Genomic DNA, 25,092 nt, shown 5'->3' with positions numbered 1-25,092 from the left:
ATCAAGGCCGGCTACCCACAGGGCGGTCAGACCAGGGACCTGAGGAGGAGCCAGATGTTGCTCGGGTGCTCCGACATCCGGCGCTTCGAGTAGGCGTACCATTGGTCTCCGTAGGGGAGGTACTCGGAGACCTTGTAGCCCGACCTGACCAGCTCGCCCTTCAGCTCGTCTCGTATGCCCTTTAGCATCTCGAACTCGAAGTCCGCGTGGCTCGAGTCTGCCAGTCTCCTGGCTTCGTTGATCAGCACTGAGTCGTGGGTCCCGATTGCGAAGCTCTGTCCCCGTTCGAAGAGCTCGGACATGAGCTTGCGGTAGTTCTCTCGGACCTCAGCCCTCGTCTTGTACACCTTGGAAGAGTCCTCTCTGTAGGCCCCTTTGACCAGTCGTACCTTTCCGCCCTTGTCCAGGAGGGCCTTGAGGTCGTCGGGACTGCGCCTCATGTAGGCCTGGAGGGCGACCCCGAGGTTCTTGTGCGCCTCGAGCGCCCGGAGGTAGACCGAGATGGTCTGGTCGGTGAAGGGAGACCCTTCCATGTCCATCCAGAGCCACTGCCCATGGCGCTCGGAGTTCTGGATGAGCCTCTCGAGGCGGGCCGAGGCTTGAGCTTCGCCGGAGAGCAGGCCAAGCTGGGTCAGCTTCACAGAAGGGGCGCCCTTGATCCCTTCCGCTGCCATGGCGTCCTGGAGTCTCGCGTACTCGGCCGCGTGGAGGTCGGCGGTCGAGGGGTCCTTGATCTCTTCGCCTAGAAAATTGACAATCACGCCTAGGCCCCGGGAGTTTGCCTTCTTGGCGTCCTTGATCGCCGACTCGAAGTCGACCCCTGAAATCCAGCGTCTGGCCAGCCTCAGGAGTACTAGCTCCTTCAGTCCCAAGTCGGTTTTCCGCCTCGGGAAGAGGATTTTAACGGTATGTCCCGACCGGGAGGCGCGAGATGAACAAGAGCATGAGCGGTTCGAGAGCCTCGAGGCTAAGGGCTGAATTAGAGAGGTCCGGGCTCGACGGGGTCGTGGTCGTCCCAGGCCCGAATCTGAGGTACTTCACCGGGGTCGACTCGCTCCTTCTGGAAAGGCCGTTCATGCTGCTCGTGCCCTCGGAGGGCGAGGCGAGGCTGATAGCCCCAGAGCTGGAGGCAGGGCCCTACAGGGACTGCGAGATGCCAATGAAGATACACTCCTGGACCGATTCACAGGGATCGGCCGGGGCCATCGGAAAGGCTCTCGCAGATGTCGAGATGAAGGGAAAGTGGGGGGTCGAGGGGAAGGTCCCGTTCCTGTTCCTGAGCAAGGTGATGAAGAGGACGAGAACGAAGTTCGAGGATGCGGAGCCGATCCTGCAGGGCCTCCGGGAGGTCAAAGACCCAGAAGAGGTCAGGCTCCTGAAGAAGGCAGGGAGGATCCTGAGCGACTCCTTCGAAGAGTTTCCAGGCATCCTAAGGGAGGGCAGGTCGGAGATTGAGGTTGGGAAGTCGGCGACGGAGCTGATCTACGAACATGGCGCGACGAAGGTAGACGCGATGCTGGTCCAGTCGGGGCCGAGGGCTGCAGACCCCCATTCGCTGCCGTCCTCGAGGAAGGTGAGGAAGGGCGAAGGGGTGATCTTCGACGTGGGGGCGACCTTCGAGGGGTACTACGCCGACATCACGAGGACGATTTGCGTAGGGAAGGCGCCGGAGGTCGAGAGGGTCTACGAGAGGGTCCTGGAGGCGGAGGAGAAGGGCATCAAGAAAGCGGGTGCGGGGACAAGGGTCGGGGCCGTCGACGGGGCCGCGAGGGGGACACTCGAGAAGGCGGGACTGGGGCGGTACTTCATCCACAGGACGGGCCACGGCCTGGGCCTGGAGGTGCACGAGGCCCCGTACATTGTTGAGGGAGGGAAGGAGAAGCTTGGAGAAGGGATGTGCTTCACTGTCGAGCCAGGCGCGTACATCAGAGGGAAGCTGGGGGTGAGGATCGAGGATGACGTTCTCGTCGAAGGTGGAGATGGCGTGGCGATCACTGACACGCCCAAAGAATTCGGCTGGTGGAGCTAGTCACCCACCACCAGGGAGGCCAGACCGACTTGCGGCGTGTTGGGCTTTAAGACTGTCAGAGCTTCAAGGGATGATGCTTGAGGAATCAGGACGTCGCGGAGCTCCTCGACAGGCTCGCTGAGCTGGTCGAAGCCAACGGGGAGGACAGGTTCAAGGTGATCGCCTACAGAAGGGCGGCGACAAGCATCAGGAACCTGGAGGAGGACATCGAGGCGGTCTGGAGGGACAAGCGCCTGGAGGAGGTCAAGTATGTCGGGGAAGGTATAGCGAGGAAGACTGATGAATATCTGACCACCGGCAAGGTGAGGTTGCTGGAGCAGCTCTCCGAGAAGACGCCCCCGGGCGTCCCGGCCCTCATGAAGATCCAGGGGGTCGGGCCGAGAACGGCGTACAAACTCTCCCATGACCTCGGGATCAAAAGCGTGGCCGAGCTCGAGGCGGCGCTCAAGGACGGCAGGCTGGACGGCGAGTTCGGCCCCTCCGTCAGGGACTCGATCCTAGTCGGGATTAGCCGGTTCAAGAGCTTCGAGAAGAAACTGCTCCTGCCCGAGGCGGAGGGAGTCTTTCAGAAGATGAAGTCGTACTTCGGTGCGCTCGGGATCGAGGTCGGGATGGCCGGGAGCCTGAGGAGAGGGAAGAGCACGGTAGGAGACCTTGACCTGCTAGCCACGGACAAGAAGGCCATCGCCGCGCTCGTGAAGTGCCCAGGAGTCGCTCAGGTCCTGGAGAGCGGCGGAAGGAGGGCTAGTGTGAAGCTCGAGGGCGGCGTCCAGGTGGACGTCAGGGTCTTCGGGACAGGTGAGTTCGGTGCCGCACTGCTCTACTTCACAGGGTCGAAGGACCACAACATCGCCCTGAGGAGCCTGGCGGTCGGGAAGGGTTGGAAGTTGAACGAGTACGGGCTGTATGGGAAGAAGGGGGAGAAGCTCGCTGGCAGGACCGAGGAGGAGGTCTATCAGAAGCTGGGGCTCGAGTTTGTCCCGCCCGAGTTGAGGGAAGACAGAGGTGAAATCGACGCCGCGAGAGAAAAGAACCTCCCGAGGCTCGTGAAGCACGAGGAGCTCAGGGGAGACCTGCAGATGCACACGACCTGGAGCGACGGGTCCGCGAGCCTTGAGGAGATGGCAAGGGGGGCGAAGGAAAGGGGGTATGAGTACGCGGCGATTACTGATCACTCGGTCTCGGTCAGGGTCGCGAACGGGCTCTCAGAGGAGAGGTTCAGGAGGGAGTGGAAGGAGATCGAGAAACTGAACGATGAGCTGTCTCCTTTCAGGGTCCTGAAGGCGGTCGAGGTGGAGATCAAGAGCGACGGAAGCCTGGACTTTGAGCGGAAGTTCTTGGAGGAGTTCGACGTGGTGGGCGCTTCCCTCCATCAGAACTTCAGGCAGAGCGGGGAGAAGCTCACCGAGAGGGCGGTGAGGGCGCTCTCGAATCCGGAGGTGAATTTCATGTGCCACCCGACAAACCGGCTGATCGGAAGGAGGGAGGGCAACCCTCTCGACCTAGAGAAGGTGATCAAGACCGCGAAGGAGAACGGGAAGTGGCTGGAGGTGGACGGGCAGCCTGAGAGGCTGGACCTCGACGAGGTGTGGGCCAGGAGGGCAGTCGAGGCGGGAGTCCCCCTAGTCATAGACTCGGACGCCCACTCAGTCGGAGAGCTGGACAACGTCGCGTACGGCGTGTTGACTGCGAGGAGGGGATGGGTCGAAGCGAAGGACGTAATGAACACAGGGAGCCTCAGAGCGCTGTTGAACGCAGTCGCATAGCCATTGGTGGATAGACAAGAGACACTCATCCAGAGCGATACAGGAGATAGCTGTCGAAATGCTTTTGTTGAGATGGGTGGTCCCAGTTCCCGCGGGGGTTGCAGAGCCTGGTCAAATATGCTCTGAGCATTGGACGCGTGGGACTTAAGCGCAGTTCCTAAGAAATCCTATCCCTTAGGGGTCCGTGGGTTCGAATCCCACCCCCCGCACTCTCGTTTGCGCAGGGAGGGTAGGGCTACTCGTCGAACATTCGGAGGAGCGTCACAAGATGCGCGTTTGCCGCAACTCTAATGCAGGTGAAACCACACCGTTAAAAGCGCCAGCATGCTCGACTTTGCCAATTTGAAGTACAACCTTGTGGCCGCCGCCGTGGTCATAGTCCTTGTAGCCGGGGCCGTAGCCGCATACTATTGGGAGGCTTGGATCCCTGGCCGGGGGCCAACGACTTCGACGCAGGGAGAGAAACAGTTCTACATCGAGGTCGCGGGGACGCTCTACTTTGCAGAAGAGGTTTCGGACCTGATGGTCTTCCAGCAGGAGGGCTTCACCTACATCAAGAACACGTCGATTACGTTCGTGGGGGTCAAGTTCCAGACGCTCTGTTCTGTGACCGACTCGGTCTGTCCGACCGGGACAGTGACAACCACCTCCAACTCGAGCGCACTTGGAGCTTTCATCAGGTTCAGGATGACGTTCCCGGGCGGCGCACAGGAGATTGCGACCGAGTCCATCGGGGGCCTCAACTATGCGCCTGCTACGTCGGCGCATACGGACCCATCGGCAGGCATCCTCGTCGAGTATCTGAACAAGAGCCATTCGTACAAGGCGTTCCTTCTGGTCACGCCCTACTCCACGCCGGGCGCGTAGAGCCCTGAGCCCTCGCCGCTCAGTCCAGGTTCATCAGGTGGCCGCCGAACCCGACGGCCCAGAGGAGGGCGGGGTACGCGACCATCCGCTCCATTCCGCCCTGACCGAGGCCCAGGTAGAGCTTGCTTGCGTAGAGCAGGAGGGCCACCAGCGTCAGAGATCCAAGGATGATGGAGAAGTAGAACATCGGCTTCCTTTGGAATCGTGCGACGACGAGCGCCGAGAGGCCTGCGAAGAGGAACGTGATCAGGGAGAAGATGCCGTGGACCGCCCCAGTCGTCTCTGGGAAGAGGCCTACGCCGACGGCCCCGAGCCCGGCGATCCCGACGATTGCTGCGCCGGGCTTCCACTTGAAGGCCCGCATGAAGTAGTATGCTCCAGTGATTACGAGCAGGCCGAGAATTATCACCGATGCTTCGAACACCAGTGAAGAGGAGGGCTGTATGACACAAACTCCGTCCGTACAGTTGGCCCCCAGGTCGCTGATTGCGTTGCCGTACACGCTGTATTCCGGGTAGAGCGCCTCGGCGACTACCAGGAAGATGCCAAACTGGACTGCCCCGACGAAGATCGCGGCGCCGGTTTTGGCCGCGTCCGACAGCGCCATAGCGGAGCGAAGGGAAGGTTCGGCTAAAAGGTTGAGCCCAATCGAGGGATGTTCATACGACTTGTTCGCGGTCAGAACCAGTCGCGGGCAGTATCATCAGACCCTCTTCCGGGTCGCCGATCGCACGGTACTCGCCCTTGAGGTACATCAGGCCGACCAGGGCCGAGGTGACGGCATCTAGCTCGTCGTGGGTCCTCGAAGTGCGAGAGGAGAACCCGATGCCATATCGCTTCAGCGCCCGCGACAGCTTCTCAAGGCCCGCCTGCTTGCGCGGCATGCCTAGCAGGTCCTGGATGGCCCCCGGGAAGCTCTCGACCACCTCCAGGCCAGCTCCTTCGAGTTGGGCCCGTAGCGCCATCCCCCGCTTGGTCAGCATCCGCATCGGGCCCAGCGATATGGGGAAGAATTTGATGTGCATCCTGAGGAGTTCCTTGTCGCACTCCCTGAAATGCGGAGGGCCCTTCACGTCGAGGCTTAGGCGCCCCTTCGGGAGGAAGAGCGGCGCGTCGATGCTCACGACCTTCGGTCTTGCCGCGAGGGTGGAGGCCATGATTTCTCCGTCGGAGTGAAGGACCTTCGTCGTGCATCGCATCGCGGAGTCCATCGAGCAGAAGCCGGTGTCGCGCCGTTCGCTCCCGGCCAGGTCGAGTCCCACTACGACGGGGGTCCTCATGTCGGTTCAACTCGAGGAAATGAGAGCTTTTATGAGCGACGGTCGGTGGGCGCCACCGTGGACTTCCTCGCGGACGCGAAGAGGATCGAGCCTGAGATAATCAAGACGAGGAGGACCGTTCACCAGAGGCCGGAGCTGGCATATCAGGAGAAGGAGACGGCGAAGCTCGTCGCCGAGATGCTGGACTCGATGGGAATAGAGGTTAGGCGTGGAGTCGGTGGGACGGGCGTCCTCGGGATTCTGAAGGGGGGGAAGAAGGGAAGAGTCGTTGCACTAAGGGCGGACATGGATGCGCTCCCGCTCGAGGAGCTTGCTGACGTGGAGTTCAGGTCCAAGGAGAAGGGAGTGATGCACGCATGCGGGCACGACACGCACGTGGCGATGCTGCTCGGAGCGGCGAAGATTCTCGCCGGGCATAGGAAGGACCTGTACGGGACTGTCAAGTTCATGTTCCAGCCGGCCGAGGAACACGGAGGGCGCGGAGGGGCGAAGCCGATGATCGAGGACGGGGTGATGAGGGACCCCAAGGTCGATTTCGTCTTCGGGCTGCACATCGACAGCGAGAGGAAGTCTGGGGAGTTCGGGCTCAGGGAGGGGGCGATCGCAGCTGCTCCGGACACGTTCAGGGTGAAGATCGTGGGGAGGGGCGGGCACGGCTCTGCGCCTCATGAGACCATCGACCCGATCTACGTCGCCGCCCACGTCATACTTGCGCTGCAGGGCGTCTCCTCGAGGATGATCGACCCGGTGAGGCCATTCGTCATCTCGATCGGGGCGGTGCACTCCGGGACCAAGGAGAACATCATACCGGACGTGGCCACCCTCGACGGCACCATCAGGACCCTCGACGAGGCTACGAGGAAGAGGGCAAAGACGAAGGTGGAGGAGGTAGCAAAGCGCGTGACGGCAGCGTTCGGTGCGACCGCCGAGGTCGAGTTCGAGAAGGACGCCTACCCGGTCACCGTCAACGACCCCAAGGCGACGGAATTGGCCGTCCGCGTCCTGAAGAAGATCCCGGGGACGAAGGTCAAGAAGATAGAAGCGATCCTGGGAGGAGAGGACTTCTCGAGGTTCCTTCAGAAGGCTCCGGGGACGTTCTATTTCCTGGGAACGGACAACCCGGCAAAGGGATGCGTCTACCCGAACCACAGCTCGAAGTTCAAGGTCGACGAGGACGTCTTGAAGCTCGGGACCGCCTCCCTGGCGACGCTGGCGTACGAGTTCGGGAACCCAAAGGGCCCCGCGTAGGCGCGGGGTTTGTACGCGACCAGGGTCGCCGATAGGGTCTACCTTCTGGACACCCACGCGCTGGGCGTCCCGGGCACAGTAGCAGCTTACCTCGTCAAGGGCCCGAACCCGACGCTGATCGACTGCGGGTACGCTTCTTCGTACCAGGCAGTGCTCGCCGGCCTTGAGGAGGCAGGTGTCGCAGCGGAGGAGATCAGGTACCTCATCCCCACCCATGTACACTTGGACCATGCGGGCGCGGCCGGGAGGCTGTTGAAGTCGATGCCCAAGGCGGAGGTCGTCGCCCACGAGCGGGGGGTCCCCCACCTGGTAGACCCTGCCCGGCTGATGGAGAGCGCGACGAGGGTCTTCGGACCTGCAATCATGGCTCTGTACGGTTCCCCGGACCCGATCCCCGCGGAGAGGGTCACTTCGGTCGGGCAGGAGCGCCGCATAGACCTCGGCGAGGGGCTCTGGGCGAGGGTCGTCTACACCCCGGGGCACGCTCCGCACCAGGTCTCGGTGCTGTTAGAGGGGACAGGGTTGGTGGCGACCGCGGACGCGGTGGGCATCATCTATCCCGGGTTCCGCTCGCTGATCCCCACAACCCCGCCGGCGAGCTTCGACCCTCCGAGGCTCTCTTCCTCGCTCGAGTCCCTCTCGAGAATGAACCCAGTCAAGCTCCTCGTGCCCCACTTCGGGGTGAGGGACGACCCCGCGTGGGTCATCGGAGAGACTCGGAGGCTCGTGGAGGAGTGGGTAGGCAAGGTGAGGAAGCTGAATTCGCAAGGCGCTGAGCTGGAAGAGGTGGCGAAGGAACTCGAGGAGGAGGTCGCAGCGAAAGAGGGGACCGCCTTGCCTGTGTACGCGCAGGTCTCTATCAGGGCGTCCGCGATGGGGATACTACACTATCTCGAAAAGAATCCTTGAATATCACGAGAGACACTCGATAGACATGACCCTCGTCTATGGATGCATAGCTCCCCACGGGGGAGAAGTCATACCGGCTCTGGCGGGAGACAAGGCGAGGCTCTTCGCGGAGACCCGCAGGGGAATGCGGGAGCTTGCGGAGAGGATGAAGAGGGCCAGGCCGAGCACCATCGTGCTGGCCAGCCCGCACAACCTGAGACTGCTCAAACACATCGGGGTGGTCGTCTCAGAGAACACTTCGGGTGAGGTCAGGGAAGGCGAGGCGCGCGTCGCGCTGAAAGCGAAGTGCGACGTTGAGCTTGGATTGAAAGTGATTGAAGAGGGTGAAAGGGCTGGTCTCCCGGTCGTCGGTGCCAACTATGGAGGGCTTGAAGGTCCTCTCTCCAACCTTGCGATGGACTGGGGCACCTTGATCCCCCTGTGGTTTTTCATGAGGGGTGCGAGGCCAAAGCCGAGAGTGCTCGTGGTCACGCCGTCGAGGGGCATCTCTCTGAGGCTCAACTTCCAGTTCGGAGCCGCCCTCGCCAGGGTGGTCCAGAAGTCGAGGGGGAGGGTCGCCTTCGTCGCGAGCGCAGACCAGGCCCATGCGCACAGCAAGGATGGCCCTTACGGGTTCAGCGAGAGGGCGGCCGAGTACGACGCTCTGGTCGTAGACTTGGTAAAAAGGAACAGACTGGGAGATCTGTTGAAGATACCTGCAAGCCTCGTAGAGGAGGCCAAGCCGGACAGTCTATGGCAGATGGCGATGCTCGCAGGCGCTCAGTCGGTGGTCCCGATGGTTGGAGAGCTCATCTCGTATCAAGTTCCCTCCTACTTCGGGCTCCTCTGCGCAACCTACTCTCCGACTTGAGGGCGCTAGACCCATCACTCGAGGTGTCTGTAGACGTCGAGAAGCGACCTGATTCTCGGACACTCGAGCCCCGACTGCGTATCGTCTCGGTCTATCAAAACCCCCAGCATGCCTGCGCTCCGCGCTCCGACCACGTCTGCTTCGTAGACGTCACCGACATGCACGGCCTCCTCGGGAGAGAAGCCGGCCCGGCGCAACGCTATCCGGAAGATTTCCGGGCTCGGCTTCGAGCATCCGACTAACCCAGAGATGACCACGGTCGAGGCGTACCTGTCCAAGCCAAGAGACTCTACCACTTTGGAGGTGTCCGGCGGAGCGTTGGAGACCAGGCCGACTGAATATCCGTCGTTGACCAGCTCCTCCATGACTGGCTCTGCATCTGGGTAGAGTTCGAGCGGGATGTCCTTCTCGAGTTGGGGCCACATGGAGCGTGCGAGCTTGGAGACTTCTATCGCCTTCTCCTTCCGCTCTTCGGGGAATAGTGCGGCGAAGACCATCGCGTCCTTCTCCCGGTAGGCTTCCTCGGTCTGATCAGGGGTGAGTTCGCGGTTCCCGTACCTTGAGAGCCACCAGGGCTCGTTTCCCACGTAGGCTCTGTGGACGGACTCAAGGGGGACGGTAAATCCTGAGGCGGAGAGGACCCGGGAGAAGATCTTGTCCCTCCTCATGACGAGGAGCGTCCCGCCAAGGTCGAAGAAGACTACTCTTGTTCTCACTGAAGGAGCGCTTCTCGGAGCGTCCTAAATCGTTTCACTGCTACAACAGGAAGAGTCCGAGGTTGATGATTAGGAAGACTGTGAAGGTGATTGCGACGTACTTCCGGTCCCGCTCGAGGGAGTAGTAGACGAGCGCGGCGAGCATCCGTGCGTAAGGGGTCAGGACCAGCACTGCGAGGCCCAGCTCGATGAGTGAAATCGAGGTCAGACCTCCTCCTAGGGAGGAGAGGGCCGACTGGAGGAAGGCGAAGAAGTTGCCGCTGTTCGCCAGCCAGTAGGGAGTGAGTGAGATGGAAGCGTCGCCGGTCTGGGCGTAGCGCAGGAGAAGGCCCGCGGACTCGAGGACAAGGCTCGCTATGACCCCCACTCGAAGGATCCAGCCGATACCAACCTGTAGGGAAGAGGAGTGGATCATGCAGGGGAGAGCCCCTTGTAGACCATCTCCACCATCAACACCGCGAGCACGACGAGGAACAGGACCCGCAATGCCTTGTCCTCGAGCCGGGGAAGGAACCTCGCTCCGACGAAGGCCCCGATGGTCGTCCCTATGGCGAGGGGGGCGGCCAAGTCTAGGTAGATGAGGCCCGATGAGAAGTACACCGAGGCCCCTGCCAGAGCGGTCATCCCGATCATGAAGTTGCTCGTGGCCGTGGCGACCTTGGAAGGCATGCCCATTATCAGCTCCTGGACGGCTGTCTTGAAGGCGCCTCCGCCGATCCCGAGCATCCCTGCTGCGAGGCCTGCTACGAACATTGCCGGCCCCGCCAGGAGCGGCCGTGACAGCTTGTACTGGACCTCCTGGCCTGAAGCGCGGTCGGGGTAGGATCCCTCAAGGCTGAGGGACTGGGACAGCGCGTCCTGGGTCGTAGGGCCGGCGGGAGGGCTCCTGACGCGGCCGGTCAGTCCATAGAACGAGGTCGCGAGGAAGCCCGCGAAGAGGAAGTAGAGGAAGGAGGCAGGCGCGACGAGGGTGGTTATGACCGCGCCTACTATCGCCCCCACAGAGGTGAAGAGCTCGAGGAAGAAGGCGGCCCTGACGTTCGAGAGGCCGTCGCGAACGTAGGAGGAAGCAGAGCCGCTGGAGGTGGCGATGATCGCCACCATGCTCGCAGCTATTGCGTACTTTATCGGGACCCCGAAGTAGACAAGCACCGGCGTGAGGATCATGGCGCCGCCCAGGCCGAGTATGGACCCGATCAGCCCGGCCGCCACTGCGAAGAGCAGGGCTTCGGCGAGACCGATCAAGTCGGCACACACCACGAACTTACGGCCCTTGCGCCAGGTCTGCTCAAGCGGACTCGAGCGCGGCGAGAATCCTCTGGTTTGAGGGCGCTATCCCTTCGACCCCGGTGTTGAGGATCATGCAGGGAATCTTCCAGGTCTCGAACATCTGTCTGAAGAACGTGGCCTGGCGTGAATTGTCGAGCTCCAGCAGGTATGGGTTGTACCATGGTTCGTTCGAGATAGTGCCCCACTTTTCGCGCGGACCGGCACCAGGTAGGACCATGTACTCCCCTTTCTGGAGTATGTCTATCGCCTGGGAGGGCTCAAGCCGCATCTCGGCCGGGCTGTGGTCGTCTCGCCGCAGTAGCACTACCAGGTTTACCGGAACCTCGTCGACGACCTTCTCAGGGCCCAGGATTTCGTCTCTTTGGACCAGGACCCTCGAGTTCCCGAAGGAGTAGTAGCACCACTGCATGCCCTCGTTGAAGACGCACTTGCCTTTGGTCGCCGAGCACATGTCCTCACCGGTGGGGAACTCGCAGTCCTCTTTTCTGACCGTCACGTTCTCGTTCATCGACCTGTCGAAGACGCCGCGCAACCAGGCCTGCTCTTTCTGGGACTCGGAGCGCATGTAGAGCGCCCGCTCAGGCTGTCTGGCGACGAGAGGGGAGGTCGGCCGCTCAGGAAGGACGTCGGGGAAAGTGATGTACGCCCAGTCGTCGCCGCATATCTTTCCGCTCTGGTTCAGGAAGATCTTGAAGGAGTGGGTCGTCTTGCCCGTACCGGTCGGGGCGATAATCACGACGCCCTTCCCCTTGTACAGGGCGGTCGCCCCGTGGATTGAGAGGGTGTTGAAGTTCCGCTCCAGTATGGCGGCGGCCATCCCGAGAGCCCAGGACTTGCACTGGCCATAGTATTCGGTGTTCGCGAAGATGGCTGTGTGAAGCTCGGGGCAGTAGAAGGCCGACGGTTCCACGCCTTCGACCCCTGTCACAGAGTAGATCTGGGCGTGAGGAAGGACCGAGGGGTCGGCTGCCCACCAGTTTTCAGCCCAGAAGGATGCCTGGTGCTCGCTGTTCGTGATGAGCTCTACTACGATCCCGTTGAGGTTTGCCTTGAGGGACCTGGAGCCGGACTTCCGAAGGGTCGTCTTGACCCTGGCTAGCAGAGGCAGGAACTCGGAGGCGGGAGTGGCCTTGTTGCCCTTCACCCTCGCCCTGGACTGCGTGACGTAGTTGTTCAGCTGCGTCGTCGCCATCTAAAGGACTGAAGCGGGGCCGCGCGAGACCGCTTAAAACGATTCTTCGGAGAATGCGTTTGTTATCCGGGTGCCGAACTGCTGGGGAGGACAACAATCCATCGGAAGCCTTGCTTGGCTTTACCGCGCCTCAGTCTCGCACCTGAGCAGCGACATCGCGAAGTCGCCCTACGAAAGTGGGTCGCTTGACTGCTCCGATGACCTGCCGTGGCCTGTTTATCTTGGCCCCCACGGGGGCGAACAAAGGAGGCGATGGCTAGATTGGAGGAGAAAGAATTGGAGCTTGACCAGGACCGCGTCGATCCTTCGATCTTCTCGGGGGAGACCAGGGGACTGCACCCAGTTAGGAGAAAGGTAACTGGGCCCCCGCTTCCCATTCTTTCGATCTTGAATTCGATTGACTTCTCAGGCCACTTTGTGATCATCGGCGATGTTGGCACAGGAAAGAGCACGGTAGTCCCGATTCACGAGTACAGACTGTGCAGAGGGGAGAGGCAGGTCGTCATCCGCGAACCCTCCCGAGCGGCCTGCAATGCCTTGTACTATTCGCTCCAGGCGCTCTATCCGGAGCTGACAGGCGAATTGTCAGTCGTCACCAAGGACACGAAGATCAACGTCGGAGGCAAGATCAGAATTACCACCGATGGCGTCCTGCTGAGGATGCTGGCCGAGAACTCGGTTTCCGAGACTTCTATCTACTTTGACGAGAGCCACCAGATGTCTTCCCAACTAGAGTTGTGCTTCTCTCTTGCGAGGAAGGAGCAGGCGGGGTCCAGGAATCTCTTCCGGGTCATGAGCGCCACGATCGACCCGAAGGAGTTTCTGTCGTTCCTGGGAATCTCCAACCTTTACACAATGACTGGGCGCAGGTTCCCCGTTTCGCTCGAAATCGAGCAGGCAGGAGGCCTCGACGAGATGTTCATGACCCTGTCCAAGTATCTCTTCACGCAGCCCCGAGACGAGTCGTGGCTAGTCTTCTTGCCGACGAGGCGGCTGGTGGAAAAGTACGCGGGCAGCTACGGGGGAGTCTACATCCACGGGGGCCTCGACGGGTCGGAGATCAACAAGATTCAGCGGCAGGCAGAGACGGACAAGAATCTTAGGATCTTCGCCACGAATGTGATCGCTTCTTCTGTGAACATCTACGTCGACAACGTGCTGATCTTCAACGACGTGATCGACAGCAAGGATGTACTGGGCCGGAAGACGCTCCGCTATAGGAAGATAGACAACAACTCACTCCTGCAGATGATGGGGAGGATCGGCCGGTTCAAGCCGGGCCGGGCTGTCATCCTGACCGACGCGCAGATTCCAACGAAGATCGACCCGGAGCCTGTGCGCAAGTCGCTCGAGACTGAGACCCCGTTTGACTTGGTGCTCCTGATGTCGAAGTACGGCCTCAAGCTCTCGGAGCTTGACTTCATGTCAAGGGTGGACCACAGGGAGGTCGCCTTCGCGGAGGACTGGTTGATCGGGATCGGAGCGATAGACCGCCGCAGTCATCAGGCTACCTGGAAGGGGCTCTTGATGAGCGAGATTCCCTACGAGCCGGACCTTTCCCACATGATATCGAGCGCTCTGATAAGGAACGATCACGACGTTGCGAGATTCTTCCTCGCCTGCGGGGCTTTCGGCGATTCTCTCAATCACGCCTACAAGTCGGACGCCGAAGCGGTCGCGCGACAATTCCTGTACTCCCTTGACAGGACGAGCGAGCTGAACATCAAGGCCCGACTCCTCAGGGCCTACGCTGAAGACACCAAGTCCCTCTCAACGGTGATGGCGGCGAACGGTCTATTCCCTGGGTTCGTAGAAGAGGCGTGGAAGAACTACGAGGCCGCCAGGGACGCGCTCAACGACCTCCTCCGGTCTTCGAAACAAGAAACCGTTCCTAGGGATGTCGTCGTTGACGCGCCCTTCTCGAGGCTCAGGCCCTATCTCGAGGACAGCCTCTCATTCGAAAGGTTCGATGCTCGGGAGCTGGGGGAGCGCGACCTTGGCGACATGGTCGTCGGCGCGGATTTCTTCGCAAGAACCTTCACCATAAACCAGAGGCGGATCTTCTTTGACATTGTTTCGACGAACGTGCAGAGGAGGCACCAACAGAGGGGCGGGAGGGAAGTCTACCCCCAGGGACGGCGTTTCCGAGCAGGTCACGGAGGGACCTCGCCTCCCCAGAGGAGAGGGCGGGGCCGAAGATCCACTCGATGAATGCAACGCCTCGTTGAACGCTGTCCGGGCTTTGGAATTTGTGCCCCGGGGAGAGCCTCAGAGTCGCCCCGTGTCCAGAGCGCGCTACGATCCTGACGACGATTGTAATTCTAGCCAATCGGCGACCTTCGTGTGGAGCTCATGATAGAGTTCGTGCGCTGCATGGCTTTCCGACTTGGACTTCTCCAGGTCGCCGCGAGCCAAGGCCTCCGCGAAACTTGCCAGGTGTTTCTTGAGTTCTGAAGCGAGATGTTTAGCGGCCTCGGGGAAGAATTCGGGGGAAGCGAGGACTACAGACATCTTCACGACTGGGACGAGCCGCGGGTCCAGCTTGCCTTCTCCAAGTTCGTCGTCCATCCGATGGAAGTCGACATACGCAAGTGCGTGCATCGCGAGCCCCGCGCCGATCCTCGACAGCGAAACCGAGAGCGAGAAGAGATCGCTTCCGTGATCGCCGGCCGACCTCATCTTTGTAATAGTACTGAGTGCTGCCTTCATGTCCTCGACAGTCCTGTCTTCCTCTGGAACGGATCCACTCAACGAGCGACCCTCCAAGGAGGATGAGAAAAGGCGTGCCCCTCGACCCTCGGTGCTCCCGGACTTTGAGCATGGACATAGGGGCTCGAGTCAACAGAAAAGCCTCGCAGCCTGTACCCGATGGGAACCTAGTCCAAGAGGCGGCCCGGCTCGACCTGCTCGTCTTCTGACTGTCGCTTGTCTCCGACCTTGTGTTTCCGATCCAGCTCATCAAGTTCCGCCATGAATTGGTTCACGGTGAACTGATGATTGACTCTCTCCTCCTCGAGGGCCAATCTCAGAGCGGGCAGGCCACTCTCAAGAGTCTTCGCCAGTTTGACAGAGCCGTGTGCCCGAAGTGTGATGATGTTCCGTTCCAGCCGGTTGACTTCTCTCTGCCACCCGTCCCAGTCGTTGAGATATGGAAGGAGGCCTCTCAGGCGCCTCAGCATCTCTTCCGGCTTCAGTTCACCTTCTTCACCGGCTAGCGCCTCGGCGGGCTTTCGCGACTGACCTCTGCGGGAGCTCACTCGATGTCTTGCCAACCTGCTAATAATTCATGCTTTCAGGAGCCCCTCTTAAGAGATGACGGGGTCAGTGTGTCATGGCAGGATGAAATTGAACTTCCTGCATCCTTGACTACGAAACATCAGAAAGAGCTTGCCCCGGTCGGGAACGGAGCAACCATCTGGGTGCCGTTTGGGACTGCGTCTAGTATGAGGACTGGGAACTTGCGTCCCTCAGAGTTTGCCGATGGCTTCGAAGACCCGTCTATCTCTCTCGATGATCTCCGAAAGGAGCCTTCGGAACTCGTCTTCAGGGACGTACGAATTGTTTGATCCCATGACCTCTCAACCACTCGACGACTTCTTGGGTTTGATAAAACCCTTCCCTGATGCCCGTCAGGACTCTAGCTTCGACTTCGATGTCTAGCGTCTTCCCGTTCGCCGCAAGAAAGACCTCCGCGTGATCGTAACGTTCGTTGAGAATCGCAGACCCTGCCCCTCCGTCCCTTGGGCTCGAGGTGGTCACGCCGGAGGGACATTGGACCACGCGCAGGACCTCGAGCTCAGCGTGGTAGTCCCTAGCGAAGCCGATTGCGGTCCTTACGGCCCGTTCCCCGTTCTCAGAGCCGTCGACAGGAACCAGTATCTTCCTCATCGTGACCGACATGTCCGGTTCGGGGACAGAGGGCGACTACGGAGAGGGCGTCTCCAAAGACGGCTCCCTGGGCACGACGACTGTCTTCGGGCTCCTGATGAGCAAAGCGAAGATTATTCCCATGCCGGAGAGCACCGCGCCCCCTAGGAAGGCATACCGGAAGCCCTCGACGGTCGCGGCTCCGGGTGTCACGGACCCCCCCAGACCGGCCACCACGACGCCGACTATGGTCACGGCTATCGCAAGGCCGATGGGACCTCCGACCTGCATAGAGGTGTTGATGAGCCCTGACGCGAGACCTTCCTCGCCCTTCCTCGCGCCGCTCAGCCCCGCTATGTAGAAGGCCGTGTAGGTCAGGGCGGCTCCCAGTGAGACGACGAGCATCTCAGGTAGCAGCCCGGTGAGATAAGGGGTCCCGACCGTGAGCTGGTCGAGCAGGAGGAAGCCGGCCGCCATTATCGTCATGCCGACGAAAAGGACGGGCTTTGCGCCGAAGCGGCTGACGAGCTTCGCAGAGAGGTAGCCTCCCACGAAGAGGAAGACCAGGGCGGTAGGCAGGAAGGCGAGCCCGGCCGAGAGGGCAGAGTATCCCTGAATCTGTTGGAGGTAGATTGTCAGGAGGATGAGCATCGCAGTCATCGCTGCGAAGGTAAGCATCGCGAGCGCGTTCGCGCTGAAGATGGCCCCGCGCCGGAGGAAGGACAGTGGCATGAGCGGGGCGCTCGATTTGTGCTCGATTACGAGGAAACTTGCAAGTACGACGGCGGAGAGGGCGAGAGGCGCGAGTGCCAGCAGGGAAAACAAGCCCTGGTTCGCCGCATTGGTAAGAGCGTAGATGAGTATCAAGAGTCCCGCGGTCACAGAGAGCGCGCCGGGGAGGTCGAGCCGTCTTTGGGAGAGATCTCCTCGGCTCTCAACGAGGAATCGGGTAGCCATGACGGCGGTCACAATTCCAATGGGGACGTTCACGAAGAAGATGGATCTCCAGCCCAGGGTCGCGGTGAGTAGGCCTCCCAGGATTACACCGGCGGCGTAAGCAGCGGAGGAGACGGCCGCGAAGATGCTGAGGGCGCGGTTCCTTTCGCGCCCTTCTGGGAAGGTGACGACGAGCAAGGATAGGCCCGTCGCCGAAGCTATCGCGGCCCCTATCCCCTGGACGGCCCTAGCGCCGATGAGGACGGCTTCCGAGGGGGCCAGACCCCCCACCAGTGATGAAAGCGCAAAGACGACCAACCCGATGCTGAAGAGCTTGCGGCGCCCGTAGAGGTCGGAGGCGCGACCGCTGAGGAGAAGGAAGCCCGCGAAGGTGAGGCCGTAGGCGCTCACTATCCACTGGGTGTCGGCCAGGGATATCCCGAGTTCGGTGCGCATCGTCTGCAGGGCTATCTGGACTATCGAAAAATCGAGGACGACAACGAACTGCGCTACGACGAGCAGCGTGAGGATGAGGGACAGCCGTGGTGATGAGGCAGGTTTCGTCTGGGCTGGTGCGCCCTGCTCGACTGAAACAGATGCCATTCTGCGTGCGTGCGAGTTGCTTTCCATTGACATAAGGTTAGACGGCTAACTACTTAAATGTTTAGCCGGCTAAGCATCTCTTGGTGGCAGACTGTGTGGCGTCAAAGACGCGTCACTGTGCAATATTATCGCGCATCCTGTTGAGGAAATCGTGCAGCGCGTCGCGTTCCTTCTTGTTGAAACCTCTCAGGAGCTGACCCTCGACTGAGGACCAGAGGTCTCTTACCTCGTTCTTCAATGCACGGCCCCTATCCGTTAGGTAGACACGGCGAACCCTCTTGTCATCAGGGTCGGGTTTCACCTGAACCAAACCCGCGCCCGACATTCGTTCTAGCACCTTTGTGATTGTCGGAGGTTCTAGTCCACACGTCGCAGCAAGTTCGCTCTGATTCAGGCCTTCTTTTTTCCAGAGCTGGGAAAGCATCAGCTCCTGACCTGGATAGAGATGCAAATCTCTTAGCGAACTTGCGATCCGATCCCTATGGGCCCTTACCAATTTCACAAATTTGAAACTCAGCGTATCTTCGATGGGCTTACTCGGCAAGTTGAGCCTTCCAATAGGTTAGACGTCTATAAAAGTTAGTATCTGGGAAAAATTGCCTTCTTCCTCTCTGACTCCGATGCTCCGGAAAAGGTTAGCGTACGGTCTCCGGTTCTGGACCTGTTATAGGTTCGAATCCTACAAGTCTTTCAGTTTCGAGTCTGTCTCATGTAGTTGTGTGCCCCGGCCGGGATTCGAACCCGGGTCGCCGACTCGAAAGGCCAGCATACTCTCGGCCTCGTAAGAGTTGACCGGATTGTACACACTCTGGCTCTATACTACCGGGGCTGTCGCGCCCTCCACCCGCTGGGCCTTAATGCCTTTCTCCAACGGCACCTTTCAGGAACCCTCCAGCTCGTAGGGGCACCAATCGCCCAGCATCCTCATGACCTCTGCTCGGTTGCCGAGGCTAGTTCGGTCAGACATCCCAACGAAGACCCCCCGCTCAAGTAGGTAGGAATTGCGTGGCTTCTGTTCCCCCGCAGAGCGGAGGGTCGACCGAAGCTCTGGTTCGTTGAGCATCGTTTCATAGTACCTCCTCCTTCCCACACTCACGGGCCTGCCTGTTTCGCCCGCGAAGTCAGTCAAGTAGGTCCCCGGCGGCGACGACCTCAGCATCAGCGCGAGAGCGCGCTCGTCGGGTGTGAGGGCGCACTCCCCAGCTCTTCGAAGGTCGCCCCAAGTCGGGGAACACTCGAGCCTTGTACGGATTCTTGCGATCCTCCTGCCTTCTGCCATCCCGAAGCTCAGGTAGAGGTCCTTCAGGCCCTGCGTGCTGATCCTCTCCTTTGGGCAGCCGAGGAGTCCCGGGATCGCCGGGGCGACCGCGTCGGAGGGGTCCTCCCTGGACCAACAGTACCCGGCAGGCTCGACGTGGATGGTCTGGGCCCTGTTCGAAGCTGTGAGCCTCGCACTTCCGGTCACGCGGAAGCCGGAATCGCGGAGGTGTTCTGCGAGCTGGGTTCGTTGGACGGCGTTGAGCTTTGGAAGGAGGATGTAGTGGCGTTCTCTCAGTCGAATCAGGTGTAGTCGGAATGCTTGCAAGTTGGACCCCTCAAACGATGAAACATTATATAGAATATTCAGCGGCAATTTTTCCAGAGGACCGTTGGATTCTCACGAGGCGACGTCCCTGGGGTCGATTGAGGCCCGGATGAAGGCCTATGGGGAGAGGGTCGACGCCGCCCTCGCCAGGGAACTCAAGCTCTATGCGAACTCGAGGTTCCACGACCCTCTCGTGTATGCGATCGAGGGAGGAAAGAGAGTGCGGCCTGTCATGCTGATGCTCTCGGCTGAGGCTCTCGGGCGCAAGGACGATAGCGTCCTCGGGGCTTCGGTCGCGGTCGAGCTCCTGCACACCGAGTCCATCATCCATGACGACGTCATCGACGAGGAAGTGGCGAGGAGGTCCAAGATTCCGTTCCACGTGAAGTACGGGTACAGCGCTTCTCTCTTGAGCGCGGACTTCGTATTCGCGATGATACTTGCGATTGCGGCGAGGTACGACGACAGGCGCATCGCGGAGGAGGTGAGCAACGCGGCCCTGCACATGGCAGAGGGCGAGTACTCGGAGCTTACGATCGACCCCGAAATCTACAGGCTGACGTGGGACGAGTACCTCAGGATAATCACTGACAAGACCGCGGCGCTCTTCGAGACCTCGACCAAACTCGGGGCCCTGATTGCGGGTGGGTCGGAGAAGGAAGTGGGCGCCCTGGCCGACTACGGCAGGAGCGTGGGCAGGGCTTACCAGCTGAGAGACGACCTGCTGGATTGGAGGTCTAAGGACAAGATCGCAGCGGGCTTGCTCAAGACCCACAGCGAAAGCGAAGTCGTAGGAAAGATGACTGCCCTAGCGCAGACGTACGCGGAGGAGGCGAAGCGGCAGCTGCTTGTCCTCCGAAGGAGCCCAGCGACCCTTTTCCTCGAGGAACTGGCAGAGTTTACAGTCCAGCGGAAATACTGACCTCTGAACAATACGCTGCGAGGAGACTCTAGGACTGGCCTAGGATGATGAAAGCTATCGCGAATCCGTAGATCGCAATCGCCTCGGCGAGCACCACGAAGATGAGGGCCGTCGTCCTGACCTCAGCCTTCTCAGTGACTGCGGCGATGGCCGCAGAGCCTGAGGTACCGACTCCCACGCCGGCGCCGAGGGCTGCCAGGCCGAAAGCGATCCCTGCTGCAAGGAACTTCTCACCGCTCGAAGTCGTGCCAGGGGTCTGTGCTGCCGCCGGGTTCGGTAGCGCTGCCGCAAGGAACATGACGAATGCTGCCAGGAGGAGAATCATGGAGAGGCGGCGCATCTGTCGACGAAGAAATGCCCCGAAATACCGCTTATAAAGATTGACGAGAAAAATCGTCGGAGGCCGAGTTTTCTAGTTTCTCAACTTCGAGAGTATCTTCTTCGGGTCGATTCCTGCTTCGACTCCTATCGCGATGGCGGCGATGTTGCTCACCTCGAATTCCAACAGCTTGATCAGAGCCAGGATCGTCCCGGGGCTGAGGCCCTGCCAGACGAAGGCCAGGGTGGCGGTGGTCTTGAGTTCGCGGGCAAAGGAGTCCTCCACCATGTCTATGAGCTCCTCGTCGCCCTTCGCTGCCTGGAGCTGGAAGCGGTATGAGGACTCGATCAGCTTGACCGCCTCGGCAGGGGACTCGGCCGCGATCATCGCAGAGAGTGTGTCCCTCGAGATGCGCCCGGTCGGACTGACTATGAGCTCCTGGATGTCAGAGTCCTTCAGGCCCCATAGCTTGGAGCGCAGGATGCCCACTGCGTTGTAGGCGTCGACGTCGATTGAGACGATGTCGGCAACTCCCTTCGCATCCGCAGCCTTGGCGGAGTAGAGCCTTGGGTTTAGGGAGTACTCCCTCGATATGGCGGAGAGGACGGCGTGGTCGAGGAAGACGTCAAAGAACCTGATCTCCCCCTTCGATGAGTAGCTCGAGAGTGCTCTCTCGGCATCGGAGGCGAACTCTGTGCCCGAGAGCATGGAGACTGCCTCGTTGACGTCCTTCGCCGCCAGTACTTTCGCCATCAGGTCTCGTCGTCCCACCAGCTCCTCGGCCTTCATGTCCAGGTACTCGACAGATTCGTCGTAGGACTTTCCCAGAGCCCTCGACTTCAGCGCGAGCTTGAGGTCCCAGGCGATGTTCTTGAGATAGTATTGCTGCAGGATACGGTACCTCCCTGCTCCAAGAGTGATGGAGTGGTGGACAGTTGCGAGCCGCTCCCTGAGCGCGAGCTCGATCCGTCGTGCAGAGTATGGCTGCCCGAGGTTTGAAAGAGACTCGGCATACGGGGTACTCCTGAGGCGGTTGACCAGCTCCTCGAGGGAGGTGGTTTCGCTGAGCTTCTGGACTGACCCGGCGTCTAACAGAGTTCCCCTGATCGCGAAGGCCTTGGTTCCGACGTAGGTCTTACTCGACAAGGCTGGACTGTTCTGGGCCAGCCGAGCCGGACCTCTTATAACGATTTTACAGGATTCGGACTTCTTGAGTTTCCAAAGACCCGCATCATGCTTAATAACGGAACGCGGTCGCGCCTGAAAAAGTACGGCCATGGGAGTCGCGCGTCTTTCCAAGGTCACGATAATCTCCCCGAGGAGCGAATATAGCGACGTCGTGAAGGCGCTGGCCAAGTTCGAGGACTTCCATCCCATCGAGGCGGCGGCCTCGAACTTCGACCCGGCGATTCAGGAACTGACTGTCAAGGCTGTGAGGCTCTTCGCGCAGTCCGACCAGGCCGTGAAGGACCTCGACCTCAAGCTGATGCCCGGGCAGATCGACATCGTCTTCAGGGGGGAGAAGGTCGAGAGGAAAGAGGTAGAGGCAGCCACATGGAGGGGGCTGATGGACTCGGCAGAACAGTCTATGGACGGGGTCTTTGAGGAGGTCAAGAGGCAAAAGACCCAGCTTCAGAAGGCGGTCAAGGATGAGGCAGACGCCCACACCCTGATCGACGCCCTCCAGGCACTGTCGAAGTTCTCAGCGAACATCGGGGGGATGAGCGGGCTCCACAGGCTCAAGGCGGTCCTTACGGTCGTGGAGGCTGCGAGGCTCGAGGAACTCCGAAGCTCTCTGCCAGAGGCGATCTTGAGGACGCAACAGATTTCGAAGGAGTCGGTCCTGATCCTTGCGGCCGTGCGGAAAGAGGACGAGGGAAAGCTCGACAAGACCCTGAAGGTCCTTGAGTTGAAGCCGCTGCTGATCCCGGGAGAATTCTCCCAGAACCCGTCGGAGGCCTTCAAGGAGGTCACGGCGAGGCTCGAGACCGCAAGGGTCGAGAAGTCCAAGGCGGAGGAGGGGATGTCGGAGATCAGGAAGAAGGACGGGTCGGAACTCCTTGCGGTCCGCGAGCTGTCGGAGGCGGCCAGGGAGATGCTCGACGAGGCGAGGGTCTCGGGAGGAATGAAGCGCCTCGCCACGATCTCCGGGTACATACCCGCCAGGAGGGAGGAGGCGGCCAGGGAGGCGTTCGGCAGGTGGATCTGCCACTCCGAGCCGGTGAAAGGGCATCAGGAGGGAGAGAAGGTGCCCACGCTGGTCGTTAACAGGCCGGGCCTCAGCCTCTTCCAGCCCATAACCAATGAGCAGGGGATTCCGGGAGGAGTCGAGGTAGACCCGACTCCGATAGTCTCGTTGGTCTTCCCGATCTTCTTCGGGATGATGTTCGGGGACGTCGGGCACGGCCTGCTCCTCACGATCTTCATGCTCTTCGTCAGGCAGAGGAGCAACGGCAACATGAGGCAGTGGGCGAACATTTTCCTGGTCTCCGGGATTTCTGCGACAGTCTTCGGGGTGGTCTTCGGAGAGTTCTTCGAATTCTCCCTGTACAACTTCGTCCCGATTCCGGCGTCGGTGGAGATAATCCGCAGGACTGCCGGCGCGGTCGACACGTTCAACTTCCTTCCAACGCCCTTTGCCGGAGTCAACCTGGTGCTGGTGGCCAGCTTCCTGATTGGGATCGTCCATCTGACGACGGCGCTGTCGCTCAGCATCTATCAGGGGCTGAAGGAGGGAGACAGGATGGAGCTGCTGCTTGAGAAGGTCCCTGTGCTCACGATGTATCTGTCAGGGGTGGGCTACGGCCTCGCCTTCATAGGGGTGGGATTCAGCTTCGACGTCTTCAAGAGCACGGTTCCGAACCAGCTTCTCGGGATCCCGAACAACGTCCTTGGAGGCGTCTCTCTGGCGATCCTTTTGCCGTCCATGCTCGTCCTCTTCGCGGGGAAGAGCGTCGCGGTGGCTACGGGGAAGCTGAAGGGATCGGTCCTAGGCGCGCTCTCAGAAGGCGGCCTGGAAGTCTTCGAGAGGATTTCTCAGTTCATGTCCAACACGATTTCTTACGTGAGACTGGCGGTGATGCTCCTCGTGCATGCGGCTCTGCTGCTGATCATCAACCTGATGCAGCCCTGGAACAACCCGGCGTACATAGTTCCGTGGGTCATCCTCAACCTGCTGATCCTAGCCTTCGAGGCGTTCATAGTGTACGTCCAGGACCTCAGGCTCCATCTCTATGAGTTCTTCACGAAGTTCTACGGAGGGACAGGGGTCCCCTTCAGGAAGATACTCCCAACCAAGCTCCGGATCAAGATAAAGTGGACCTAGCCGAAGAGGCTCGAGGCCGCGCCTGAAGCGAAGCTGATCGCCTGCTGCGGGAAGAGCCCGATTCCGACTATCAGGCCCACGAGGACCGCGAATACGACTACGAACCAAATCGGCTCCCTGACCCTCTCCGGGTTCTCAGGCTCGTCAACGAACATCCGCTTGATTATCCATGCATAGTACCCGAGGCTGAAGGCGCTGTTGAGAATGGCAGCGAGGGCCAGCCAGGCGAAGGGCCCGTTGGCCACCGAGAGGAAGAGAAGGAGCTTGCTCCAGAATCCACTCAACGGCGGGACGCCTGCCAGAGAGAGCAAGGCTATGGTCATCGTGAAAGCAGTAATGGGCATCCTCCGGGCCAATCCGTCGTAGGCTCCGAGGTCGGCACGCTTGAGCTGCAAGAGCACCGCGGCGGCCGCCAGGAAGGCCGCGCCCTTCATTGTCGCGTGGTTGATCACGTGCAGGATAGAGCCGGTGAGGCCGATCGACGCCGCGTTAGATGTGGGGTCCGCGGAGAAGGCGACGAACCCTATCAGTATGTATCCGGCCTGGGCGATGCTTGAGTATGCGAGGAGCCTCGTCATGCTCTTCTGGGTCAGCGCGGCGACGTTTCCGACGGTCATTGTCAGAAGCGCAAGCACGGCGAAGACGTTGGCCATGGTAAAGAGGGGGTTCTGGGTCACCGCGTAGAGCGTCGTGATCCCAAGGAGGACGCGGATCGCCGCGACGAAGCCTGCCTTCTTGGTCGCTGCGGCCAGCAGGGTGCTGACTGTGGTCGGGGCTCCCTCGTATGCGTCTGGTATCCACATGTGGAAGGGCACGATGGACATCTTGAACCCGAAGCCCGCGACGAAGAGGAGGGTCGAGATGCCCGCCAGCGCCGTGGGGTGCGCGTAGAACCCGGCGACGACCGCGGAGATCTGGGTGCTGCCAGTGAGCCCGTAGGCGAGGCTGATGGCGTACAGGATGATCGCGGAGGACATGGCGCCGATAATGGCGTACTTGACGGCGGCTTCGTTGGACCTCAGCTTCTTGTCATAGCCGGCTAGGGCATAGGTGGGGAGGCTCATCAGCTCCCACGCAACGAAGAGCATCAACAGGTCCCTGGAGTAGGCCAGGAGCGCCATGCCCAGGGCGGTGAAGGAGAGGAGGCTGTAGTAGACCGGCGCCGAGGAGCCCTTGGTCGTCTCGAAGGAGGCGACGGTGACCGCGAGTGTCACTCCCACTGTGACGAGCGCGAAGACGCCTCCGAGCTGGTCGGGGGAGATCAGGTCGCCGAAGGGCGAGGAGCCGGAGGGATAGAGGGTCGCGAGTGCGATCAGGAGCATGGAGGCGGCGAGGACCCCGGCCAGTATGTACCCGGCGAGCATGGGGGAGCGTCCCTTGAGGAGCTG

At 60.6% G+C, this 25,092-nt stretch carries 25 protein-coding genes and 2 tRNA genes; 10 read left to right on the top strand and 17 right to left on the bottom strand.

Features of this window, described 5'->3' with window-relative positions; all coding sequences use genetic code 11:
* Positions 1-26: 26 nt before the first annotated feature.
* Complete coding sequence (locus tag HY247_07735) at positions 27-872, bottom strand: proline dehydrogenase family protein (GenBank protein QQG48618.1); 846 nt, start codon at positions 870-872, stop codon at positions 27-29.
* Between the two features lie 59 nt (positions 873-931).
* On the opposite strand from HY247_07735, the gene HY247_07730 reads away from it, so the two are divergent.
* From HY247_07730 to HY247_07715, 4 genes are all read left to right on the top strand, one after another.
* Positions 932-2,029 (top strand): aminopeptidase P family protein, encoded by a 1,098-nt coding sequence (locus HY247_07730; GenBank protein ID QQG48617.1) that lies wholly within the window; start codon positions 932-934, stop codon positions 2,027-2,029.
* Between the two features lie 77 nt (positions 2,030-2,106).
* Positions 2,107-3,795 carry a DNA polymerase/3'-5' exonuclease PolX gene (gene polX, locus HY247_07725; GenBank protein QQG48616.1) on the top strand — a complete coding sequence of 563 codons (1,689 nt, stop codon included), beginning with the start codon at positions 2,107-2,109 and terminating at the stop codon, positions 3,793-3,795.
* Positions 3,796-3,886: 91 nt separating this feature from the next.
* Positions 3,887-4,004, top strand: a tRNA-Leu gene (locus HY247_07720).
* A 133-nt stretch (positions 4,005-4,137) separates the two neighbouring features.
* Positions 4,138-4,662, top strand: a complete 525-nt coding sequence (locus HY247_07715; GenBank protein ID QQG48615.1) for a hypothetical protein — start codon at positions 4,138-4,140, stop codon at positions 4,660-4,662.
* Between the two features lie 19 nt (positions 4,663-4,681).
* Here the strand turns inward: HY247_07715 and HY247_07710 are convergent, their stop codons facing one another.
* The gene (locus HY247_07710; protein ID QQG48614.1) at positions 4,682-5,269 is read right to left on the bottom strand and encodes a DUF998 domain-containing protein; all 588 of its coding nucleotides are present in this window, start codon (positions 5,267-5,269) and stop codon (positions 4,682-4,684) included.
* A 52-nt stretch (positions 5,270-5,321) separates the two neighbouring features.
* Entirely contained in the window at positions 5,322-5,942 is a 621-nt protein-coding gene (locus HY247_07705; GenBank protein ID QQG48613.1) for a DUF429 domain-containing protein, read from the bottom strand.
* A 45-nt stretch (positions 5,943-5,987) separates the two neighbouring features.
* Here HY247_07705 and HY247_07700 point away from each other — a divergent pair, with 45 nt between their 5' ends.
* The 3 genes from HY247_07700 to HY247_07690 are packed head-to-tail and all read left to right on the top strand — an operon-like array spanning position 5,988 to position 8,949.
* On the top strand, positions 5,988-7,190 hold the full coding sequence (locus tag HY247_07700; GenBank protein QQG48612.1) for an amidohydrolase: 1,203 nt from the start codon (positions 5,988-5,990) through the stop codon (positions 7,188-7,190).
* Between the two features lie 9 nt (positions 7,191-7,199).
* Positions 7,200-8,099 carry an MBL fold metallo-hydrolase gene (locus HY247_07695; protein QQG48611.1) on the top strand — a complete coding sequence of 300 codons (900 nt, stop codon included), beginning with the start codon at positions 7,200-7,202 and terminating at the stop codon, positions 8,097-8,099.
* 25 nt (positions 8,100-8,124) lie between these two features.
* Positions 8,125-8,949, top strand: a complete 825-nt coding sequence (locus tag HY247_07690; GenBank protein ID QQG48610.1) for an extradiol ring-cleavage dioxygenase — start codon at positions 8,125-8,127, stop codon at positions 8,947-8,949.
* A 14-nt stretch (positions 8,950-8,963) separates the two neighbouring features.
* Here HY247_07690 and HY247_07685 read toward each other — a convergent pair whose 3' ends face one another.
* The 4 genes from HY247_07685 to HY247_07670 are packed head-to-tail and all read right to left on the bottom strand — an operon-like array spanning position 8,964 to position 12,147.
* Positions 8,964-9,665 (bottom strand): HAD-IA family hydrolase, encoded by a 702-nt coding sequence (locus HY247_07685; protein ID QQG48609.1) that lies wholly within the window; start codon positions 9,663-9,665, stop codon positions 8,964-8,966.
* Between the two features lie 40 nt (positions 9,666-9,705).
* The gene (locus tag HY247_07680) at positions 9,706-10,080 is read right to left on the bottom strand and encodes a DUF1634 domain-containing protein (protein QQG48608.1); all 375 of its coding nucleotides are present in this window, start codon (positions 10,078-10,080) and stop codon (positions 9,706-9,708) included.
* The gene (locus HY247_07675; protein ID QQG48607.1) at positions 10,077-10,910 is read right to left on the bottom strand and encodes a sulfite exporter TauE/SafE family protein; all 834 of its coding nucleotides are present in this window, start codon (positions 10,908-10,910) and stop codon (positions 10,077-10,079) included. The genes HY247_07680 and HY247_07675 overlap by 4 nt, the downstream gene beginning before the upstream one ends.
* Positions 10,911-10,953: 43 nt before the next feature.
* Positions 10,954-12,147, bottom strand: coding sequence for a hypothetical protein (locus tag HY247_07670; GenBank protein ID QQG48606.1), 1,194 nt, complete (start codon positions 12,145-12,147; stop codon positions 10,954-10,956).
* A gap of 261 nt (positions 12,148-12,408) precedes the next feature.
* Between HY247_07670 and HY247_07665 the strand changes: the two genes are divergently transcribed.
* The gene (locus tag HY247_07665; GenBank protein ID QQG48605.1) at positions 12,409-14,358 is read left to right on the top strand and encodes a hypothetical protein; all 1,950 of its coding nucleotides are present in this window, start codon (positions 12,409-12,411) and stop codon (positions 14,356-14,358) included.
* Between the two features lie 84 nt (positions 14,359-14,442).
* Here HY247_07665 and HY247_07660 read toward each other — a convergent pair whose 3' ends face one another.
* From HY247_07660 to HY247_07630, 7 genes are all read right to left on the bottom strand, one after another.
* Positions 14,443-14,898, bottom strand: a complete 456-nt coding sequence (locus HY247_07660; GenBank protein QQG48604.1) for a hypothetical protein — start codon at positions 14,896-14,898, stop codon at positions 14,443-14,445.
* Positions 14,899-15,023: 125 nt separating this feature from the next.
* Positions 15,024-15,404, bottom strand: a complete 381-nt coding sequence (locus HY247_07655; GenBank protein QQG48603.1) for a hypothetical protein — start codon at positions 15,402-15,404, stop codon at positions 15,024-15,026.
* A gap of 286 nt (positions 15,405-15,690) precedes the next feature.
* Positions 15,691-16,047 carry a universal stress protein gene (locus HY247_07650; protein QQG48602.1) on the bottom strand — a complete coding sequence of 119 codons (357 nt, stop codon included), beginning with the start codon at positions 16,045-16,047 and terminating at the stop codon, positions 15,691-15,693.
* Positions 16,048-16,071: 24 nt separating this feature from the next.
* Entirely contained in the window at positions 16,072-17,580 is a 1,509-nt protein-coding gene (locus HY247_07645) for an MFS transporter (GenBank protein ID QQG48601.1), read from the bottom strand.
* A gap of 85 nt (positions 17,581-17,665) precedes the next feature.
* Positions 17,666-18,097: a MarR family transcriptional regulator gene (locus HY247_07640; GenBank protein ID QQG48600.1), complete on the bottom strand. Its 432-nt coding sequence runs from the start codon at positions 18,095-18,097 to the stop codon at positions 17,666-17,668.
* Between the two features lie 176 nt (positions 18,098-18,273).
* Positions 18,274-18,382: transfer RNA gene (locus HY247_07635), tRNA-Glu, on the bottom strand.
* A gap of 51 nt (positions 18,383-18,433) precedes the next feature.
* Complete coding sequence (locus tag HY247_07630) at positions 18,434-19,138, bottom strand: hypothetical protein (protein QQG48599.1); 705 nt, start codon at positions 19,136-19,138, stop codon at positions 18,434-18,436.
* A gap of 64 nt (positions 19,139-19,202) precedes the next feature.
* Here HY247_07630 and HY247_07625 point away from each other — a divergent pair, with 64 nt between their 5' ends.
* On the top strand, positions 19,203-20,060 hold the full coding sequence (locus HY247_07625; GenBank protein QQG48598.1) for a polyprenyl synthetase family protein: 858 nt from the start codon (positions 19,203-19,205) through the stop codon (positions 20,058-20,060).
* Positions 20,061-20,088: 28 nt separating this feature from the next.
* Here the strand turns inward: HY247_07625 and HY247_07620 are convergent, their stop codons facing one another.
* Positions 20,089-20,358: an ATPase gene (locus tag HY247_07620; GenBank protein QQG49590.1), complete on the bottom strand. Its 270-nt coding sequence runs from the start codon at positions 20,356-20,358 to the stop codon at positions 20,089-20,091.
* A 114-nt stretch (positions 20,359-20,472) separates the two neighbouring features.
* Positions 20,473-21,525, bottom strand: coding sequence for a V-type ATPase subunit (locus HY247_07615; GenBank protein ID QQG48597.1), 1,053 nt, complete (start codon positions 21,523-21,525; stop codon positions 20,473-20,475).
* Between the two features lie 130 nt (positions 21,526-21,655).
* Here HY247_07615 and HY247_07610 point away from each other — a divergent pair, with 130 nt between their 5' ends.
* Complete coding sequence (locus HY247_07610; protein QQG48596.1) at positions 21,656-23,704, top strand: hypothetical protein; 2,049 nt, start codon at positions 21,656-21,658, stop codon at positions 23,702-23,704.
* On the opposite strand, the gene HY247_07605 is transcribed toward HY247_07610, so the two are convergent.
* Entirely contained in the window at positions 23,701-25,068 is a 1,368-nt protein-coding gene (locus HY247_07605) for an NADH-quinone oxidoreductase subunit N (protein ID QQG48595.1), read from the bottom strand. The genes HY247_07610 and HY247_07605 overlap by 4 nt on opposite strands.
* Positions 25,069-25,092 lie beyond the last annotated feature (24 nt).

This window comes from archaeon, from assembly GCA_016432545.1.
GTDB lineage: Archaea > Thermoproteota > Nitrososphaeria > Nitrososphaerales > Gagatemarchaeaceae > UBA183.
Note: the sequence above shows the minus strand (reverse complement) of the source record. Positions and strands in the feature narration are given on the sequence as shown.

What these genes read in the sequence shown, in the direction of transcription:
- HY247_07730 (QQG48617.1), top strand. Translation starts at nt 932, where the DNA reads ATGAACAAGAGCATGAGCGGTTCGAGAGCCTCGAGGCTAAGGGCTGAA.
- HY247_07710 (QQG48614.1), bottom strand. Translation starts at nt 5,269, where the DNA reads ATGGCGCTGTCGGACGCGGCCAAAACCGGCGCCGCGATCTTCGTCGGG.
- HY247_07705 (QQG48613.1), bottom strand. Translation starts at nt 5,942, where the DNA reads ATGAGGACCCCCGTCGTAGTGGGACTCGACCTGGCCGGGAGCGAACGG.
- HY247_07690 (QQG48610.1), top strand. Translation starts at nt 8,125, where the DNA reads ATGACCCTCGTCTATGGATGCATAGCTCCCCACGGGGGAGAAGTCATA.
- HY247_07680 (QQG48608.1), bottom strand. Translation starts at nt 10,080, where the DNA reads ATGATCCACTCCTCTTCCCTACAGGTTGGTATCGGCTGGATCCTTCGA.
- HY247_07670 (QQG48606.1), bottom strand. Translation starts at nt 12,147, where the DNA reads ATGGCGACGACGCAGCTGAACAACTACGTCACGCAGTCCAGGGCGAGG.
- HY247_07650 (QQG48602.1), bottom strand. Translation starts at nt 16,047, where the DNA reads ATGTCGGTCACGATGAGGAAGATACTGGTTCCTGTCGACGGCTCTGAG.
- HY247_07645 (QQG48601.1), bottom strand. Translation starts at nt 17,580, where the DNA reads ATGGAAAGCAACTCGCACGCACGCAGAATGGCATCTGTTTCAGTCGAG.
- HY247_07620 (QQG49590.1), bottom strand. Translation starts at nt 20,358, where the DNA reads ATGTTCCTTGCGGCAGCGCTACCGAACCCGGCGGCAGCACAGACCCCT.
- HY247_07610 (QQG48596.1), top strand. Translation starts at nt 21,656, where the DNA reads ATGGGAGTCGCGCGTCTTTCCAAGGTCACGATAATCTCCCCGAGGAGC.
- HY247_07605 (QQG48595.1), bottom strand. Translation starts at nt 25,068, where the DNA reads ATGCTCGCCGGGTACATACTGGCCGGGGTCCTCGCCGCCTCCATGCTC.